Annotated in this window: 20 protein-coding genes; 4 read left to right on the forward strand and 16 right to left on the reverse strand. The window is 38.6% G+C overall.

What is annotated here, in order from left to right; all coding sequences use genetic code 11:
- Window positions 1-59 precede the first annotated feature (59 nt).
- Together JKG64_RS06500 and JKG64_RS06505 are read right to left on the reverse strand one after the other, a co-directional pair.
- Entirely contained in the window at window positions 60-473 is a 414-nt protein-coding gene (locus tag JKG64_RS06500; protein WP_210353510.1) for a VOC family protein, read from the reverse strand.
- Between the two features lie 172 nt (window positions 474-645).
- Entirely contained in the window at window positions 646-1,443 is a 798-nt protein-coding gene (locus tag JKG64_RS06505) for an ankyrin repeat domain-containing protein (protein ID WP_210353511.1), read from the reverse strand.
- A gap of 190 nt (window positions 1,444-1,633) precedes the next feature.
- Here JKG64_RS06505 and JKG64_RS06510 point away from each other — a divergent pair, with 190 nt between their 5' ends.
- Both JKG64_RS06510 and JKG64_RS06515 read left to right on the forward strand, forming a co-directional pair.
- Window positions 1,634-2,038 (forward strand): NUDIX hydrolase, encoded by a 405-nt coding sequence (locus JKG64_RS06510; RefSeq protein WP_246512489.1) that lies wholly within the window; start codon window positions 1,634-1,636, stop codon window positions 2,036-2,038.
- Window positions 2,039-2,060: 22 nt separating this feature from the next.
- Complete coding sequence (locus JKG64_RS06515) at window positions 2,061-2,474, forward strand: hypothetical protein (protein ID WP_210353512.1); 414 nt, start codon at window positions 2,061-2,063, stop codon at window positions 2,472-2,474.
- A 7-nt stretch (window positions 2,475-2,481) separates the two neighbouring features.
- Here JKG64_RS06515 and JKG64_RS06520 read toward each other — a convergent pair whose 3' ends face one another.
- From JKG64_RS06520 to JKG64_RS06570, 11 genes are all read right to left on the reverse strand, one after another.
- Window positions 2,482-3,717 carry a beta-alanine-activating enzyme beta-propeller domain-containing protein gene (locus JKG64_RS06520; protein ID WP_210353513.1) on the reverse strand — a complete coding sequence of 412 codons (1,236 nt, stop codon included), beginning with the start codon at window positions 3,715-3,717 and terminating at the stop codon, window positions 2,482-2,484.
- 260 nt (window positions 3,718-3,977) lie between these two features.
- On the reverse strand, window positions 3,978-4,523 hold the full coding sequence (locus JKG64_RS06525; RefSeq protein WP_210353514.1) for a DUF1697 domain-containing protein: 546 nt from the start codon (window positions 4,521-4,523) through the stop codon (window positions 3,978-3,980).
- Window positions 4,524-4,807: 284 nt separating this feature from the next.
- Complete coding sequence (locus JKG64_RS06530; protein WP_210353515.1) at window positions 4,808-5,971, reverse strand: FAD-dependent oxidoreductase; 1,164 nt, start codon at window positions 5,969-5,971, stop codon at window positions 4,808-4,810.
- A gap of 21 nt (window positions 5,972-5,992) precedes the next feature.
- Entirely contained in the window at window positions 5,993-6,748 is a 756-nt protein-coding gene (locus JKG64_RS06535; RefSeq protein WP_210353516.1) for a helix-turn-helix domain-containing protein, read from the reverse strand.
- 14 nt (window positions 6,749-6,762) lie between these two features.
- Complete coding sequence (locus JKG64_RS06540; RefSeq protein ID WP_210353517.1) at window positions 6,763-7,518, reverse strand: hypothetical protein; 756 nt, start codon at window positions 7,516-7,518, stop codon at window positions 6,763-6,765.
- Window positions 7,519-7,663: 145 nt separating this feature from the next.
- Window positions 7,664-8,191 (reverse strand): SecDF P1 head subdomain-containing protein, encoded by a 528-nt coding sequence (locus tag JKG64_RS06545; protein ID WP_210353518.1) that lies wholly within the window; start codon window positions 8,189-8,191, stop codon window positions 7,664-7,666.
- Window positions 8,192-8,226: 35 nt separating this feature from the next.
- Window positions 8,227-8,823, reverse strand: a complete 597-nt coding sequence (locus JKG64_RS06550) for a hypothetical protein (protein WP_210353519.1) — start codon at window positions 8,821-8,823, stop codon at window positions 8,227-8,229.
- A 478-nt stretch (window positions 8,824-9,301) separates the two neighbouring features.
- Window positions 9,302-10,333, reverse strand: coding sequence for an ACR3 family arsenite efflux transporter (arsB, locus tag JKG64_RS06555; RefSeq protein WP_210353520.1), 1,032 nt, complete (start codon window positions 10,331-10,333; stop codon window positions 9,302-9,304).
- Window positions 10,334-10,343: 10 nt separating this feature from the next.
- On the reverse strand, window positions 10,344-10,952 hold the full coding sequence (locus tag JKG64_RS06560) for a low molecular weight phosphatase family protein (RefSeq protein WP_210353521.1): 609 nt from the start codon (window positions 10,950-10,952) through the stop codon (window positions 10,344-10,346).
- Window positions 10,953-10,964: 12 nt separating this feature from the next.
- Complete coding sequence (locus JKG64_RS06565; protein ID WP_210353522.1) at window positions 10,965-11,420, reverse strand: DUF6428 family protein; 456 nt, start codon at window positions 11,418-11,420, stop codon at window positions 10,965-10,967.
- 75 nt (window positions 11,421-11,495) lie between these two features.
- Window positions 11,496-11,819 carry an ArsR/SmtB family transcription factor gene (locus tag JKG64_RS06570; RefSeq protein ID WP_210353523.1) on the reverse strand — a complete coding sequence of 108 codons (324 nt, stop codon included), beginning with the start codon at window positions 11,817-11,819 and terminating at the stop codon, window positions 11,496-11,498.
- 239 nt (window positions 11,820-12,058) lie between these two features.
- On the opposite strand from JKG64_RS06570, the gene JKG64_RS06575 reads away from it, so the two are divergent.
- A complete protein-coding gene (locus tag JKG64_RS06575) occupies window positions 12,059-12,772 on the forward strand; it encodes a 2OG-Fe(II) oxygenase (RefSeq protein WP_210353524.1) in 714 nt (237 codons plus the stop codon).
- Window positions 12,773-12,775: 3 nt separating this feature from the next.
- Entirely contained in the window at window positions 12,776-13,063 is a 288-nt protein-coding gene (locus tag JKG64_RS06580; protein WP_210353525.1) for an Ada metal-binding domain-containing protein, read from the forward strand.
- A gap of 17 nt (window positions 13,064-13,080) precedes the next feature.
- On the opposite strand, the gene JKG64_RS06585 is transcribed toward JKG64_RS06580, so the two are convergent.
- The 3 genes from JKG64_RS06585 to JKG64_RS06595 all read right to left on the reverse strand — a co-directional run bounded on the left by JKG64_RS06585 (window position 13,081) and on the right by JKG64_RS06595 (window position 17,145).
- On the reverse strand, window positions 13,081-14,292 hold the full coding sequence (locus tag JKG64_RS06585) for a TCR/Tet family MFS transporter (protein ID WP_210353526.1): 1,212 nt from the start codon (window positions 14,290-14,292) through the stop codon (window positions 13,081-13,083).
- Window positions 14,293-14,403: 111 nt separating this feature from the next.
- Window positions 14,404-15,279, reverse strand: a complete 876-nt coding sequence (locus JKG64_RS06590) for an AraC family transcriptional regulator (protein WP_210353527.1) — start codon at window positions 15,277-15,279, stop codon at window positions 14,404-14,406.
- A gap of 150 nt (window positions 15,280-15,429) precedes the next feature.
- Window positions 15,430-17,145: an amidohydrolase gene (locus JKG64_RS06595; RefSeq protein ID WP_210353528.1), complete on the reverse strand. Its 1,716-nt coding sequence runs from the start codon at window positions 17,143-17,145 to the stop codon at window positions 15,430-15,432.
- Between the last annotated feature and the right edge of the window lie 94 nt (window positions 17,146-17,239).

A 17,239-nucleotide genomic window follows, 5' to 3' on the forward strand; every position in this document is an offset into this window, starting at 1 on the left:
TTCGACCGAACTCTAGTTCGGTCGAAGAACAGAAGATCTCATAGCGAGCTTTTATTCTATTAGCCGCCTGTAGTAGGGATTTTACTCATATCCATATAGAAGACCTCCCAGGTATGACCATCAAAATCTTCTAATGCACGTTGCTGCATGAAGCCATAATCTCTCATTTCTGTAGGTTCTATCCCACCCGCCTGTAGGCCGTTTGTCATCATGGTATTCACCTCTTCAACAGAGTCCATTGAAAGAGAAAAAAGACCTGCCACAGTGGACTTGGTATCGGCAATAGGTTTATGGATAAAAGTGGAGAATTTTTCATGGGATAAAAGCATGACATAAATGTTTTCGCTCCAAACCATGCATTTGCCGGAATCATCTGAAAACTGGGGATTATTTGTAAAACCGATTGCGCTGTAGAAATCCATCGATCGCTGCACATCCGCTACCGCTAGATTGATAAAAATTTGCTTTGCCATTTTATACGGGTATTAATTTGCTTTTTGGATTATAATTTATTCACAAAGATGAACACTCGGCCCTTCGCGCTTTTACAAAGATGGTTGAATTGCCGCAGCTTTCAATTGCCCTAGGGCAAGAAATGAGATAGAATTAGGAAAGTCCGTTAAAAAAGCTTTTAAGTAGAGCTTATCAGATGTATTGTTCGAGCAATCTGGCTATGTCTTCCTGTTTATTTTTTGTTGCAAAAGTGAGGGCACTATAACCTCCTTTTTCCTCGGATCGAACATCTGCTCCAGCTGAAATCAATAATTTGACGCTTTCAATATCCCCCTTAATGGTTGCTGACATTAAAGGTGTAATTCCTTTTTTGCTTCTGACGTTAACATCCGCTTTGCCTTCGATCAGTGTACGCACGCTTTCTGTTTTTCCGTTTTGTGCGGCCCATGTCAATGCTGTAAAACCACCTTTATCTTTAATATTCGGATCAATGCCCGCCTCTAACAAGGTCCTAATCAAGTCTACTCTCCCATTATAGGAAGGCAAAAACAACGCCGTTTGTTTATCTTTATCCTGTACCTTTAAATCTGCCCCTGCATTGATTACCATTTTTAGAATAGCGGCATTCGGCTGTGTACAAGCGTAGTGTAGAGCTGCCTTTCCGTAAATATCTTTGATATCAGTCCTCGCACCTGCTTTTAACAAACTATCAACGATATCTGAATATCCTCCTCTCAGAGCTCCTTTTAAAGCTGTAAATCCCTGTATGTTGTAAAGATCGATGTCCGCTCCTGACGCGATCAGTAACGACACCAAATCCAAATAACCAAAATTCGACGCAATCATCAATGCAGTTGTTCCCGTATGAAAGGGTTCATAGTTTTTCGCTTCACTCTCCTGCGTGGTGCCATTCAAACCAACTGCTATAAGTTTCTTAATCTCGAGGATTCCTCTTTCGGTATCGGAATATGTATTTAACTGTTTTAACATTGGGCTTTTTTGATTCACTATACTAAAAAATAAGCTTACCAAACTAAGATACACAAAACACTATAAATATATTGATCAGTCATGATATGGTCATCAAGAGCTCTATCGGGTTTTCGTTTATTTCTTATTAAAGACGTACCGATCAAAAACTAAATGAAAAAGATTTATATTTAGAAATATTTAAGTTTTTATGGATAATAAAATGATAGATAAGGTTGCTTTGATTCATATTTCAAATAACAGTGTCCTAAGCACTCTTTCCAAATCAAAAAAGAAGCTCTATTTCCCCGGTGGAAAAAGAGAACAAAATGAATCAGATTTACAGTGCCTTAAAAGAGAGATTTTAGAAGAGCTTAATGTTGATATTTTAGAAAACACTGTAAAATTTTTCGGAAAGTTTGAAGCACAGGCAGATGGTCATGCCTCTGGAATTCGGGTACAAATGCTTTGTTACTTTGCTGACTTCAGTGGCACACTAACAGCGTCTAGTGAAATAGAATCATTTGAGTGGATAAAGTATAAAGATAGAGACAGGACATCGGCTGTGGATATGCTTATACTTGATAAATTGAAAGAAGAAAATTTGATTCAATAATCGTAAGAACATAATTACTACCATGAGCAGATACAAGTCATTGCTTCTTCTTTTATCAATAATAAGTGTTAGCTGTAATCAAAAAGAGAAAAAACAACAGCATGAGACTTATGTCTATAATAATGGAAGAGATACCATTTCTGTGGCTCTATTCCTGACCGACAAAACATTTGAAGGTTCTTACAGAGAAAATGGACCTGGCGGTTTTAAGGTTACGGGAGATATCAGTGGTGAAGTCAAAGGGGATACATTATTAGGGAGCCTCTACTACACTCCCTATAAAGGAAGAGACAAACGACGGAAGGCAATTGCTTTATTAAAGAAAAATAATGATTATATAATTGGAAAGGGAAATAGCTATATCTATATGGGAGTTCCCTACTTTGACGCTGAAACGGTAACATTTAAGGGACAGGTCTTGAAGGCTAGTGAATGAAGTTTAGTTAGTAAGGTTTCTGCAATGCATAAATAATACCATCGCTGGTGCCGAAATATAGCATGTCTTGTTCTATACATACTGTGGAGAATATACTTCCCATCTTGTGATAGGCATCAAATAACTGATGGATATCACCATTGTAATCCGACAAAAGTACATCTTTCTGCGCACCATTTGTATCGAAAAAATCTGACCGGTATTTTTTACTTGATTCGGTCTGAAAAACAGGTTTTACCGTCCCTTCTTCGATAGCAAACCGATACAGCACTCCGTCTATCGCACCAAAGTAAGCAAAATCTTCGCTTATGGAGGGACCAGCAAACACATTCAGGGGTACGGGTGGTTCGGCGAGTACTTTACCATTCGTTTTATCGACCAATAAAGCGGAGAAAGAGTCCGACATCGTCACTACCAATCGGTCTTTATACAAGTTCGGCACACTTATCCAGCTCCCTAGCTGGTGATACACCCAGTGCCCCGTTCCGTCTTTGGTATTCAATGCATACAGATTAAAGTCCCTGGCTCCAAAATACACTCTATTTTCCGATACTATGGCATGGAATTGAATTTCACCCTTGGGAAAGTACGATTCACCTAGGGTATTAAACTTCCAGCGTAACTTTCCATCTGGATCTAAGCAATAAAAAAAACCATCAAAACTACCGATAAAAATAGATCCATCTACCACAGCCGGAGTGGCATGTACAATTCCGTTAGTTTTGTAGCGCCAGTGTAGCGAACCCTCATCCGCATGGAGCGCATATACATGTCGATCGCCTGATCCAAAATAAACAAACCCTCTATCCACCACTGGAGAAGAGAGGTAATAGTCCCAAGAATCGTAAACCTGTTCGCCCTCAGTTTGGTACTTCCAGCGAAGCAGACCTGATTTTGCATTCAGCGCATATAAATGGCCGTCTGTAGCCAATACATAGACTAAACCAGCATCGACCGCTACGGCCGATCTGATCTCGCCCCCTGTTCTGTACTGCCACAGCACATTACCTCGTGCTGTATCTATCGCATAGAGCGAGCTGTCACAAGAGCCCACATACAGAATGCCATCTACCACTATGGGAGTGGAGAACACCTTGCCTTTAGTCTGCACCTTCCATTTAAGTCGTAATTCCTGATCCCCCCTTTTTGGGGATACGGTACAAATCGAATCCAACGATCTTGCAGAAAGAGCCTGAGGCAGGATCGCCAGACATATTGCTGAAATAAACAAACTGAAGGTCATATAATTAAGGCATTGATTAACACAAATATATTGAAATTCCAGTTATCTTGCTAACTCGATAACCCTTGACCTCTCCTCTATCGCATCAACGGCCATAGCATATCACTTTGAGCGCTATAAAGCACTATTTTATGACTATTAATAAAAATGGTTTAAGAAGTAAGTTTTTAAACCTCATCAGAAATAGGTTATCAAAAACTACATAGCCTGCCTTTTTTTGATTACTATTATCAGAGTTGAAAAACTAGTTGTATTTAGAATTATTTTGTTGCGAGCTTTAAGAGTTCGTTTACGGTTTTCCAATTCCGTGTTGTTGCTGGCATTTTTAGTTTCTTTTCTAAAAAATTATTATTGACTTTGGTTTTCCCATATCCATTCGGACAATACAAATAAACTGCATCAGCAGTAAATGCGACTTCTTCATCGGAATGCTTCTTCTCAATGATACTTCCTTCATCAAATTCAGTTAGAACTTCGGTTAAAAAAGTAACGTGTAAAAAGGCTTCGTCTTTATCTGTATCTTTAATGAATGGATTATTCGCTATAATTTTCTCTAATCTATCTAAGTTCATAACAATAACAGGGACATCAAATCCAAATTCAGTTTGAATGTTTGAGGATATTATGCTTGCCAGTTCGCCACTGTCTCTATTTTTTGCTGAAAATAGAACATTACCACTTTGTACATAGGTCTGTACATTTTCAAAGCTCAATTGTTCATACATTTTTTTAAGAGCTTCCATCTTAATCAGTCTTTGTCCACTCACATTTATACCTCTTAGAATAGAAATGTATGTCGTTGTCATGTATATCTTTTTTTAAGTTGTATGCCGTTTCCTTTCGCAACGACTTCATTTGGAACTATTAATTTTGATTACCTAAGGTAATATAAAATCCTTTATTTAACGCTCATCTTTCGTCTGTTTTTTAAAGCTCCGATGCGACTTATCGATTTTGATTTGCAAAGCCCTTCTATTTTTCCAGACCAAGATCATTTAATGGCACCAGCCTTCCTTTCGTCAACATCAGCGGAACTCCCAAAAATTCTCTCTGTTCATCAAAACGGACAGACCTTCCGAGACAGTTTTTTTTAAGACAGATGCCTCTGGAAAAATGAAATCATATTCTCCAAAGCATCCGTAGCATGCATTCTATCCCCATTTTCTAGAGATTCCTGTGCCATTCCTGAAGCTCTTTTCCGCATTTTGATTTCGTAGTGTTCTAAGGCATCTTTAATACTCGAAAAGTCGTTAGAAGTTAAAACTTCGCTCAATTCTAAAGCATCTAGCATTGCCATGTTAACACCTTCGCCTGCAAAAGGTGGCATTACATGGGCAGCATCACCAATCAACGTTAAATTGGATTGAGTTTCCCAGTTTTGATCAAGTGGCATACAATTAATCGGACGTGGGACAAAATATTCGGCACTAGTAAACAATTCATACCAAATCGATGCCCATTCAGGATAAGTCGCTTGGAACCAACTTAGCAATTGTGCATTATCTTTATAGTCTAAATCATTTTCAGAAGACCAATTCTCATCAACTCTAATGCTCGCATAGAACCCGATCTCACCATTCCCTTTTTGCCCCATCAAAATATTCTGGTTATCACCAAAAGCCATGATCTTTCCACCTTTCAAAAGTTTAAAAATATTTGGAGCCTTATTTTTAGCGTCATATATTGTGCCTTCCAACATGGTGATCCCTGAGTAAAAAGCTTTAATATCCGTCAAATATGAACGGATTTTGGAGTGCGCCCCATCGGCTGCAATCACCAAATCGGCATATTCAATTTTCCCGTTTCTAAATTCGACTAGCCAACCCTCACCCTCTCTTTTCATCGAAATAAAATGACTATCCCAAATAACAATACTTTCTGCTAAAGCGTTTAACAAAATTCTCCGAAGAACGCCACGGTCAATCTCTGGCCGAAAATGTTCGGATTCAAAATTCGCTAACGCCTTATGATCATGATCGCTGTAAAAGACCTCTGCTTTCCCGTTCATAATTTGCATCCGGTCAGCACCAGCCATATAGTTATTTTTAAATTCCCCTAACAATCCAGCTTTTTTAATCGCCGCGAGCCCCGATTCATCGTGCAAATCCAAAGGCGCTCCCTGCACTCGTGCATTTTGGTTGACATCTCTCTCGTAAACTCTAACGTCAACGCCTTTCAAAACCAGTAATCTGGCTAAAGTTAATCCTCCTGGGCCACCACCAATGATGGCAACTTTTTTGTTTGCTAATAACATTTGTTTTAATTTTCTACAAAGTTATTTCGCTGAGTATACTAAGAATTGTAAAAAACGGTCATTTTCATTTTTGGAAAGCTCTTTGGGAGATACACCAGATAATTTCTTTATTTCTTTGATGAAATGTGATTGATCGGTAAAATTATCAAACTGAGGTGCCAATTGACCTTTTTGAATATATGACAGAGACGCCTGAAAGCGTAAAATGATACAATACGTCTTTAAGGAAATACCTAAACTTTGGTTGAAATAACGATTGATCTGGCGTTCGCTCCAAGCTATCTTTTCAGAAAGTTCTTTAACATTGATATTACCATCATTTTCGAATATTATCCGGAACAATTGACGCTTACGTTCATCGATCTCCGCAGGAATTAAGGCCTTGACTTTAGCAGATGCTATGGTACAAAAAGTATCAAAATCAACTATTTTATCCATTTCAAAACTCCAAAAATCGGCTGGCATTTTTTTAGCTCCATTCAAGACATCGGCGACGGATTCTTTTAAAATATATTCCAACGCTAAAGGATTGAAACTAATACTAAAAAAATATTGCATGTTACTGTGTCGCATTTTCTTCGCTTGTGTTTCCAATCCCATTAATAAGACTTCCCACGGTTGATCAGGGACTTTACACCAAACCAGATCGATTCTACCATTTGGAATAATAATGCCTTCTTCTATTTCAGAAACATTGCTCAAACACGAAAAAGCGTACACAAAATCCTCCAAATCCGTATTTGGCTTTCTGAACTGATATTGAAGTTGGTGTGACAAAATTTGTTTACAAATTAAAGATAAGATAAATCTGCATTACCTATTTTTTGTTGCAAATGTGTAATTTCTTCTTTGAGCCAGTCATTAAACCAGGTGTCAAATCTATATCGCCTACCTTGATCATCCAATAAAGGGGAAATACCTCCCCAATTATCACGATGGTCTATCCAAATCTCTCCTCTAGATTCCCCTGTAACTACTAAAAAATAGTATTCTCCACAGCCAATTCCTGCTACGGGTAAAATCCCATTCAGATCAAAATTCTCATAATATTCGTTTCTAGGATTTTCGCCATTGAGCTTTATAAACTCCTCAAAGCAAGGTTCCCGTAATTGAAGAAGTTCATTCCTAAATTTCTGCGTATACCGATCAAACCATTCGGTAAATTGGTCAGCAAGTGCTTCCCATTTTTCTAAATTATATTCTCCAGTAAATTCAAATGGCTGTACTAAGTCAATTACGGTATCTTCAAAAATGAAACACTTGTTATCTTCGAACGAAACTTTTAAAATACCTAAACCGGGGCCAATTCCTGCATTTTCCCAGGTATCGCCTGTTCCGTTGCCCACTTCGCTTAGAAACTGCTTATATTCTTTAGGAATCTCAATATTGCTTTCGCTTTCAAAACGGTTTAAGACATTAATATCAATAGTGGCATCTAAAGAACCGAACAATAAACTCTTTTGATCAGATGACAATTGGGTTTTTACTGTAAAATCTTCAATTAACTGGCGATATATATTTAGATTAGACTTTATCTCTTCCATCATATTTTCACGAATTACAAATAGTTGAAAATGTATTTAATTTTCAGCAGTTGGTATATTTTTATTTTAAATTCCTATTTCTTTACCTGCAAATATTCATTCACTTCTGATCTTTTGTATGTATTCCTCTATAAGAAGATGGCTTTACTTACTTCGTATTTAGAATTTTTGCGATTCGCATAACTTCTATCATTGAAAACGATCCTGAAATATCAATTTTACCGCCTGAAATAATCCCTTGTACGACAGGCATGGACATTACCTGACCTCCAATGACAATGGCAATGGGCTTTCCTATATTTTCTTCTGTCGCTTTCTCGAATTTGCTTGCTCCCTCCTTGGTTAACTCAATTCGTACTACAGGATGGCTTTGGTATTTTTCTACATCAGCTTTTGCTTCCTTGATCTCGTGTCTGGCAATCAATGGATAATCTCCCAGCACCACATCTCTAAAAGGATAAGGTCCGGTAAACGAAACAACTGCATAGAAGCCATCTATTCTATCTACAGTAAAAGGTTGAAATTCGGACCAAGTGTTATCTACACTATTCTGATACTCAACATCTGTGGCCTTTGCTACAACATAGTCCTTTTGAGACTGCTGTTTTTTGAAGATACTACAAGATCCCATCAAAAGAAGTATAATGCTACAGATTGCTTTTAGTTCAATGTTCATAGTATTAGCTATTTTTCTAGGCGCTGTGAAAGATTCTATTTACTTGCTTTGAGTTCGCTGTATAATGAATCTAGAAAGTGCTGTTGTTTTATATCATCTTTGAAAAAACGCTGATAGTTTACACTACAACTGCTGATGTCCATTATATTTTGGGGACTAAAAGCCCAGTCGTCTGTATTTTTCACCAGAATTCCCAAATCACTTTGACAGCTTTGCCATAATTCTGAAAACTTCGTTATTTTATCATCACTTAACTGCTCAAAATCGGGATATACAGAGAACCCTAACATTTCGGTATTCGCAAATTTCACAAACATATATACAGGAACACCACCCCAATCTACCGTTTGACCTTCAGGCAATTCTATATACATAATCTCTTTTTCATTCATTAACTTCTCTTGTTGCCCTTCCTTCCAAAAGTGCTCTTCGTAAGTCAGTTTTGTGCCTTTTGGTACAACAATATTTTTAACAGCTGTAGATTCAGTGGTAATAAAATAAGGATAATCAGGACCGCGTCCCCCCGTGGGATTGCCCATACCACTTAATGCACCGAGAAGAATAAAGTATCCAGCTGCCGCTACAATAACAAATAGCGATATTCCTATGATGAGGTAAGTCTTTTTTTTCATTTGCGCGAGGTCTTTTGAATGAGTAGCCCGTTTTTAACCGATTTAAATGTATAATAAAAATTTGATTTTATCTGCTTCTACTTGTTAATCCAATAGGAAACAAATAGGCATTTCTAAGCCAGAATACAATGAGTTCGATCTATTCCTCAACGATTGTACGTTTCTAACCCCAATTTCAGATAATTATTTCAAGTATTTTAAATAATTTAAATCGATCATGCCGGTATAATGAAAGTCATTCGAGCCAATACTGACAGAGTGTATCTTTTTATTTTGACAGAATTGAATGGGAATCCCTATTTGATATTTTTTTAAAGAACGTAATAATGAACCTTATGGATATGCCCTGTCCTTTATCCTATTTATTGCAAGGAGAGAAAATAAATTGCAGGATAGATTTTTTATAAACTCTGTTGTATAAACCTATTTCCCGAATAATAAATTCAGTAATAATTATATTCCTAAGGAGTTTCTACTTCTATTGATAGTATTTCGTCCGTAGCCACAGACTCGCTCTTACTAAGAGAATCAATACAGGCACCTCTATCAACGGACCTATAACACCAACAAACGCCTGCGGAGAATGTATTCCGAAGACCGCTATCGCTACAGCGATAGCTAATTCAAAATTATTGCCTGTGGCAGTAAAAGATATTGCCGCATTCTTCTCGTAATCTACATTCATAGATCTGTTAATGAAAAAACTGACAAAGAACATAAGTACAAAATAAATAACTAGGGGTATGGCGACTTTCATCACCTGCAGAGGAAGCTCCACAATCTGTTCGCCCTTCAAACTAAACATCAGTACAATTGTGAATAACAGAGCATATAAAGTGAACGGAGATATAAATGGAATAAACTTTCGGCTGTACCAATTCTCGCCCTTTACTTTGGATAAGTATTTATAGCTTAAAAATCCTGCAAAGAAAGGAACCCCTAGGTATATCAATACGCTCTTTATGACCTCGTTCATCTCTATAGATACTGCATAGTCAGCCAAACCAAAGTATGCGGGTAATACATTGATAAACAGCCAAACGAATATACTGTAAAATAATACCTGAAAAATGCTGTTTAATGCGATTAGGAGGGCTGCATATTCTCTATTTCCTTTTGCCAGATCATTCCATACGATAACCATCGCTATACAGCGAGCTAAACCAATCAGTATGAGACCGATCATGTAATCAGGTTCGTCTCTTAAAAACAGAAAAGCAAGAATGAACATTAAGATGGGACCTACAATCCAGTTCAGTATAAGCGAGAGACTAAGTACTTTCTTATCCTTAAATGCTAATGGTAGTAAACTGTAATTTACTTTAGCCAATGGGGGATACATCATCACTATCAATCCGATAGCTAAGGGGATATTGGTGGCGCCGACGGACATATCATCCATCACTTCGGAAATACCCGGAAATATATTCCCTATCAATATCCCTATTCCCATAGCTAGAAAGATCCACAAGGTGAGATAACGATCTAGAAATTTCATTTTTACCTGCATAACGTATTGGTTATTTGATTTGTGAAAAGACATAGAACATTTCTGCCGCAATCTCTAAGCTCCTATTTTTATAAACGTCAGTCTGCAGGGCCGTACCGTCAGATATTTTAGGGTCTTCGTAAGTAATAGGTATCCTTTCTTCTGTTCCAGCAATAAATGGGCATCCACCATCGGCCTGTGAACAGGTCATGATGGCTGCAAAGGCAGAAGTAGGATTGAACAGGTCATCGTATTTTTTGGAAAAACCTATTACAGGCAACGCATTGCTGTCATACTTAAGAATATAGACGGGGTTTGGACCTTGAGAAATACGTTTTACTTGGAGCCCTGCATCTTCAAGTGTTTTTGCAATCTGGGGATAGAGTGCCGTCTCCTCTGTACCACCGGAATAACAGTAAACATGGCCGGTCTGATAATAGCCTGCGGCGATCTGGGCCCAAACCTGGCATAGATGGCTACGTCTAGAATTATGTGTACAGATAAAGTTGAGATTGATAGCAGTCCCGGCATTTACTTTCTGTTGTATGTATTCAACCAAGGGACGTAAGATGGCTATACGTCCTTGGTTGATATTCCTTTTCTGAATAAAAGAAATGGTATCGGCTAACTTTGGATACATCGCTATCTTTAATTAACAGCAACCGGAACCTGATGCACAACTACTGGACTGTGAGGCGACAACATTCAACTTGCTAGGGATACCACAGGCGTCTTCAGCTAGACAAGCGGTAGTTTTGTTGGTCAAAATGAATGTTTTTCCATTGAAGTCTAATCCATATTTTCCTATTGTCGTACTTTGATATTCAACCTCTATTTCAAAATCTCCTATATTAAGTTTCTTTTCTGACAACTCGATAATATGCAATAACTTACCTGGCTTTAATCTGTGTTCATAGTCATCGGCATTCCATAGCTGGAAGTTGATCGTATTTTCGGTTCGCGTCACACCTCCACAATCGATGAAGTGTTTATTGACCTGCCCTACTTCGGTAACATGGAAGTGCTCAGGGACAAATGATCCGTCTTCTAATTGGAACTCAACATTGTCTAATGTTGGTAAGATCTGTTTGATTTCTGATAGTTTCATAGTATGTATGTGTATTTAACCAATCGTAATATAACGATGTATTTGTGCGCAAAAATAAGCATCTACTCAATTGGTTTAACAGCACTGGTTGTTGGCTGTTAACACGACATTTGAAAAATAGCTTTTAAGTACTTGGAATGTTTTCTCATCAATACAATAACATATAGATGTTCCTTCTATTTCACCTTTAATAAGCCCTGCATTCTTTAACTCTTTGAGATGTTGCGAGATAGTGGACTGGGCTAAGGGTAATTCGTCTACGATATCACTACATATACAGGTATTGACCTTTAATAGGTACTCTATTATAGCAACACGAGCTGGGTGTCCCAAAGCTTTGGCAATATTAGCAATCCGATTCTGATGCTCGGTGAAATGACTTGTTTTAGTAGTTCCCATTTTAACACGAGTTATTATATCGCAATATTACGATAAACGATTCATAAAAACAAATTTCCCGACTGATTAACGCTCTAAATGATGGAACATTGTCGGGTACTCTTGCTTTTATCACCTTTGGAGCCACTGGCCTGTTCTATAGCGGAAATTACACCATTCTAACCGTAAATTTAAAATATAGCAAGTTTCGGATTGTAGGCTTATCTATGTTTTCTGAAATTTGCATTACGACAAAAAAGATGAATAGTATTATACAGAAAATAGAAGAAATAGACTGGCAGACTGTTACTGAACACATACACGAAAATGGCTATGCTATTATCCCGGATTTAATATCTGACACAGATTGCGAGAAACTGAAGTCAGAATATGACAATCCTCATGCCTATAGAAAAACGGTCATAATGGAACGCCATCGCTTTGGAATGGGGGTGTATAAATATTTTAACTATCCACTTCCTGATCTGATTCATAACCTGAGAACAACGGTGTACGCAAAACTCGCTCCAATTGCCAATACTTGGTTCAGGGTATTGAATATGGAGACCAAATTTCCTCTGGAACATACGAAGTTATTAGAGCAATGCCATCAGAATGGACAACAAAAAGCAACTGTTTTGATCTTGAAGTATGGCAAGGGGGGCTTCAACACATTACATCAAGATCTATATGGGGATGTTTATTTTCCGATCCAGATGGTTTTAATGCTCAACGAACCAGATAAAGACTTTACAGGGGGTGAATTCGTTTTGACGCAACAAGTGCCTAGGGCGCAATCCAAAGCTATCGTCTTGAGACCAAGAAAAGGCGACGCGGTGATCTTTACGACGAACTTTAAGCCGGAAAAAGGTACGAGAGGTTACTATCGCATCAGTATGAAACATGGTGTAAGTGAAATCAAAACAGGTGAACGGTATGCGCTGGGAATTATTTTTCATGATGCAATCAGTTAACAAATGATATGGCATATTGATATCACAGATTGGAAACTGAGAGCAAAAATCCGAAAAGGAAAAATTCGCTGGGCAGGTAACAAGAAACTAAAAATTTACGGTACATTAAATTGTACATCGGGCAAGCGTATGAAACGGGAAAACAGAGTATTCTTTGCATCGGAACGGGAAGCATTAAATACTGATTATCGTCCCTGTGGACACTGTATGCAAGATGGATATAAAAAATGGAAGGACAATAGTTTTTATCCTGATGTCCTTCCATTCGTTCAGTATATCGACAAGAACTAAACTCTCTTGGGTTAAAGCTATATTCGTCGAAATAAATAAACAACAATAATCACACTTATTGCTATTAGAATAAAAGCCAATAAAAATGGGGCTCCAGCAAATATAAAAGGAGCATTATCCTGTGTAAAATAGTAAAAGAGATGAGTCATAATCGGTGGTCCTACAATTGAGGTAGCACTTGCCAAACTTGTTAAAGATCCTTGTAATTCCCCCTGCTCATTAGCAGGAACACTCTTCGTAATGACAGACTGAAGTGCAGGTCCGCATATCCCTCCTAGACTGTACGGAATAAGAAATACAAACATCATCCATCCCTGTCCTGCAAACGCGAACAATAACAAGCCTATGGCGTAAAATAATAATCCATAATAGATGCTTCGCTCTTCGCCCAATCGAGGTGTTGTCCATCGAATCAATATCCCTTGCACTAGGCCCAAACATAGGCCGAGAAGCCCCAGAGATAAGCCTACTGTCCGTTCTGTCCAACCAAACTGGTACATGGTAAAAAAATGCCAATTGCTTTGTACTGCATGTAGTCCAATATGAGTGAGGAATAGTGCTACCACCAACCCCGAGATCTGTGGATGTCTCGCTAAGAACTTAAACGAACCGATAGGATTCGCCCGCTTCCAATCAAATGAACGGCGACGGTCTGAACTCAGGCTTTCGGGCAGAACAAAGTAACCATACAGGAAGTTTAAAAAGCAAAGCACTGCCGCTGTGTAGAAGGGGACTCTTGCACCGTAATGACCAAGTATTCCCCCTATCACCGGTCCTATTACAAAGCCCAGTCCCAAGGCAGCTCCTATCATTCCAAAATTCTTGGTCCTATTTTCATCCGTAGATATATCAGCGATGTATGCACTGGCTGTCGACATACTGGCTCCGGTCACACCTGCAATGACCCGTCCCAAAAATAGCCACCCAATGGAAAGGGCCAGGGCCAAAAAGATATAATCTATTGCAAAACCGAAGAGGGAAATCAGAATAATGGGGCGCCGTCCGTATTGATCACTAAGATTACCAATAATAGGTGAACAGATAAACTGTGTGAATGCATATGCAAACGCTAACCATCCACCATAAGTAGCTGCCTCACTAATGTCAGCATGAATTAATTCTTTAATGAGTTTAGGGACAACAGGAAGTATAATTCCCCATCCTGTAATATCAATTAATAGAGTGATAAATATAAAGCCAATTGTAGCTTTCGTTGATTTTGCTTTCATGCTGTAAAAGTAAACAGCATCTGAAAGCTCTTTCTTTCTATATCTTGGGACTTTCATCCAATTTGTAAGGTTCGCATCGTACACCATGCCGATGCACCGAGTCTCTATCTGCTATATATTATTCCTATAGCTTCTGGGAGACAGGCCGGTTAACCGCTTGAAAAACCTACAGAATAAACTTGTATCACCAAAATTGAGCTCACTGCTTATTTGCTTAATTGATAAATTTGTTGATTTGAGCAACGTTTTAGCATGAAGAACGGTCATTTGATCAACCCACTGAAGGACGGATCGCCCTGTATTTTGTTTTAAAAACGTAGTGAGATACTGCGGGGTAAGACTTAACTTTTCGGCATAGAACGTTACACTCCGCTCCTGATGTGCATATCGTGATATGAGTGAATAAAACTCATCAATCAGTTGGTGTGTACGATTTTTTACTCTGCTGTCTTTATCACTGGAACGGGTATACTTTTCAGAAATCATGCACATAAGAACCGCTACAAGATGCTGTAGCATCGCTGTTTTTTGATGACTCTGCTTTTTATCATAAAAAGCCTGCAACAAGTCTACTAATTCTATCTGTAGCTTAATTTCATCCGAATCAAGTCTGACAACAGGCTGCCATCTCACTTGATCATTCATAACAAAATCACGCAGAACCGGAAAATTAGTTAGGAAATCTAATGAAAGTCCAATTGTTATAATCTCGGCATCATCGCTTAACTCCTCTGTCTCGATCATCAACTGAGGTTGCAACACAGCAATATCGCCTGCATTAATCGTGTATTCCAGAAAATGTATCCGAGCTTTCATCGTACCCTGTACCATAAATGCCAACAATAAGCCATCAAACAAACGACTATGGTTAGTATAGTTTTGGTCAGAATCATTTGACTGCCGCAGGATAACCAACCCCTCCATTTTACTAGATCGGTCAATATCGTAAAGCTTATGAACGTTTTCCAAAGTAATCAATAATGCCATATTCAAATTTCTAAAAAATGCACGTGTATAACAAGAAAATCAGAAATATATGAAGGCATTCATTACAAATTGCACGTAAACAAGTGGAAACATAACATAGGCTACAAAAAAGCCGTTCCAAAGTAAACTTGGAATAGATCAATAAACATGTCACTTTCTATAAACTGTTGTTCCTTCTTTAATAGTTTCCAATACCTGTATAGACCGCAATGCGGAAGGGTCTATCGTCAACGGATTTTGATCTAAGATGACTAAATCAGCCAACTTCCCTTTTTTTAATGAACCTTTACCGTCTTCTTCGTGATATTGATATGCGGCATGTATCGTTATGGCCTTCAAAGCCTCCAACACAACTATACGCTGATCACCCCCTAATAATCTCCCCGTACGTGTAGTTCTATTCACCGCAGCAAATACCCCCGTCATTAAATCCGGTGGAGTGACTGGTGCATCGTGATGGATAGTAAATGGTAAGTCTGCATCCTGAGCAGCACGGGCTGGACTTAGAAACGCTGCACGCTGGGGGCCAAAAACGCTATTATAGTGCCAATCGCCCCAGAGGTACACATGTGATGAGAAATAAGAGGGTATGAGGCCTACTTCTACTATTTTATGGATGTGGTCGGGTCTACTGTTTTGCACGTGTATCAACGTGGCCCTTAGGGTATCATTATATACTCCTTCTTCTTTCAGCTTGCCTATAACACGCAATGCTTGATCTATGGCCGCGTCCCCATTGACATGAAGCTGTGCTGTAATACCTTCTCCAAATATTGTTTTGAGGTCTTCATAGAGCTGCTCATCTGTAAAGATCGGAAAGCCTTTATATGTTTTATCCTCGCCCTCTGGAGGTATCCAGTATGGTATAGTGAGCCAAGCCGTTTTTGCCTGAGGAGAACCATCATTTGAGAATTTAAAACCGCCAAATTTCAGTCTATTTTTATATTTCATATAGTCCGGCACAAAAGTCTGCCACTGCTTTTTGTTAGCTTCAAAATCTGGAAAATAGACAATATCCGCTTTCAAAAGCTTCCTTTCTGCAACTTCCTGTAATAGATCCACCCCCACTCCCATCGTACGTCCATCGCAAATGGTTGTCTGTCCATAGCTCAACCACTCGTCCTGAGCTTTCAAAAAATCGGACAACTCCTGCGAAACTCCTTTTTCATTTTTTGACACAGGCATGAGCTGAGGTAATTTCATCAGAGCTGCAAAACTAGCATTCTCTTCCAATTTGCCATTTAACCGATGGTTGGAGTCTCTACCATAGTGGCCTCCTATAGGATCTTGTATTTCCTCTGAAATATTCAGCAAGCGAAGCATCGCACTATTGGCTACACTGGAATGACCAGAAGCATGAATAATGATTATAGGCCTCGTTGTACTGACTTCATCAAGCTCTTGACGTGTTGGGTGTCGATGCTCAACCATTATTGCGTCATCGTATCCATTCCCCATGATTGGGCTCTCAGTCTTAGAAATATCTGCCATATAGCTTTTTAATGCTTTTTGCAGATCAGGTATGCTATTTACTGTACCGTAAGGTGATGGCGATAGATCTACCGTTTGTATCATTCCAGCACGAGAGGTAATATGTCCATGAGCATCAATAAACCCAGGCATCAGCGTATGTCCTTTAAGATCAAATTTCCGGGTATTTTTCCCTATATAATCCTGCACTCCTTCTTTCGAACCTACAAAAATAATACGTCCGTTCTCAACGGCAAGAGCCTGAGCGGAAGGCAGGCTATCTTCCATCGTCAATATAGTACCGCCGTAATAAATCACATCAGCATGCTGTTTAGCCTGCTTACAGCTTGACATTGCGACAAGGCATGGTAATAAAATAGTAAAGAACTGTTTCATTATTATTTGGTTTTGACTTTATAAAGAACATCTTGCGAAGGGATTTGTTTGACCGCTATGTGAGCTCTGTAAATTAAGCTATTCACTAAACCTG

The organism is Sphingobacterium tabacisoli (genome assembly GCF_017908035.1).
Lineage (GTDB): Bacteria > Bacteroidota > Bacteroidia > Sphingobacteriales > Sphingobacteriaceae > Sphingobacterium > Sphingobacterium tabacisoli.

What these genes read in the sequence shown, in the direction of transcription:
- JKG64_RS06550 (WP_210353519.1), bottom strand. Translation starts at nt 8,823, where the DNA reads ATGAAAAAAAAGACTTACCTCATCATAGGAATATCGCTATTTGTTATT.
- JKG64_RS06500 (WP_210353510.1), bottom strand. Translation starts at nt 473, where the DNA reads ATGGCAAAGCAAATTTTTATCAATCTAGCGGTAGCGGATGTGCAGCGA.
- JKG64_RS06545 (WP_210353518.1), bottom strand. Translation starts at nt 8,191, where the DNA reads ATGAACATTGAACTAAAAGCAATCTGTAGCATTATACTTCTTTTGATG.
- JKG64_RS06580 (WP_210353525.1), top strand. Translation starts at nt 12,776, where the DNA reads ATGATATGGCATATTGATATCACAGATTGGAAACTGAGAGCAAAAATC.
- JKG64_RS06530 (WP_210353515.1), bottom strand. Translation starts at nt 5,971, where the DNA reads ATGTTATTAGCAAACAAAAAAGTTGCCATCATTGGTGGTGGCCCAGGA.
- JKG64_RS06510 (WP_246512489.1), top strand. Translation starts at nt 1,634, where the DNA reads ATGGATAATAAAATGATAGATAAGGTTGCTTTGATTCATATTTCAAAT.
- JKG64_RS06585 (WP_210353526.1), bottom strand. Translation starts at nt 14,292, where the DNA reads ATGAAAGCAAAATCAACGAAAGCTACAATTGGCTTTATATTTATCACT.
- JKG64_RS06570 (WP_210353523.1), bottom strand. Translation starts at nt 11,819, where the DNA reads ATGGGAACTACTAAAACAAGTCATTTCACCGAGCATCAGAATCGGATT.
- JKG64_RS06560 (WP_210353521.1), bottom strand. Translation starts at nt 10,952, where the DNA reads ATGTATCCAAAGTTAGCCGATACCATTTCTTTTATTCAGAAAAGGAAT.
- arsB (WP_210353520.1), bottom strand. Translation starts at nt 10,333, where the DNA reads ATGCAGGTAAAAATGAAATTTCTAGATCGTTATCTCACCTTGTGGATC.
- JKG64_RS06505 (WP_210353511.1), bottom strand. Translation starts at nt 1,443, where the DNA reads ATGTTAAAACAGTTAAATACATATTCCGATACCGAAAGAGGAATCCTC.
- JKG64_RS06575 (WP_210353524.1), top strand. Translation starts at nt 12,059, where the DNA reads ATGAATAGTATTATACAGAAAATAGAAGAAATAGACTGGCAGACTGTT.
- JKG64_RS06590 (WP_210353527.1), bottom strand. Translation starts at nt 15,279, where the DNA reads ATGGCATTATTGATTACTTTGGAAAACGTTCATAAGCTTTACGATATT.
- JKG64_RS06525 (WP_210353514.1), bottom strand. Translation starts at nt 4,523, where the DNA reads ATGACAACGACATACATTTCTATTCTAAGAGGTATAAATGTGAGTGGA.
- JKG64_RS06595 (WP_210353528.1), bottom strand. Translation starts at nt 17,145, where the DNA reads ATGAAACAGTTCTTTACTATTTTATTACCATGCCTTGTCGCAATGTCA.
- JKG64_RS06565 (WP_210353522.1), bottom strand. Translation starts at nt 11,420, where the DNA reads ATGAAACTATCAGAAATCAAACAGATCTTACCAACATTAGACAATGTT.
- JKG64_RS06515 (WP_210353512.1), top strand. Translation starts at nt 2,061, where the DNA reads ATGAGCAGATACAAGTCATTGCTTCTTCTTTTATCAATAATAAGTGTT.
- JKG64_RS06540 (WP_210353517.1), bottom strand. Translation starts at nt 7,518, where the DNA reads ATGATGGAAGAGATAAAGTCTAATCTAAATATATATCGCCAGTTAATT.
- JKG64_RS06520 (WP_210353513.1), bottom strand. Translation starts at nt 3,717, where the DNA reads ATGACCTTCAGTTTGTTTATTTCAGCAATATGTCTGGCGATCCTGCCT.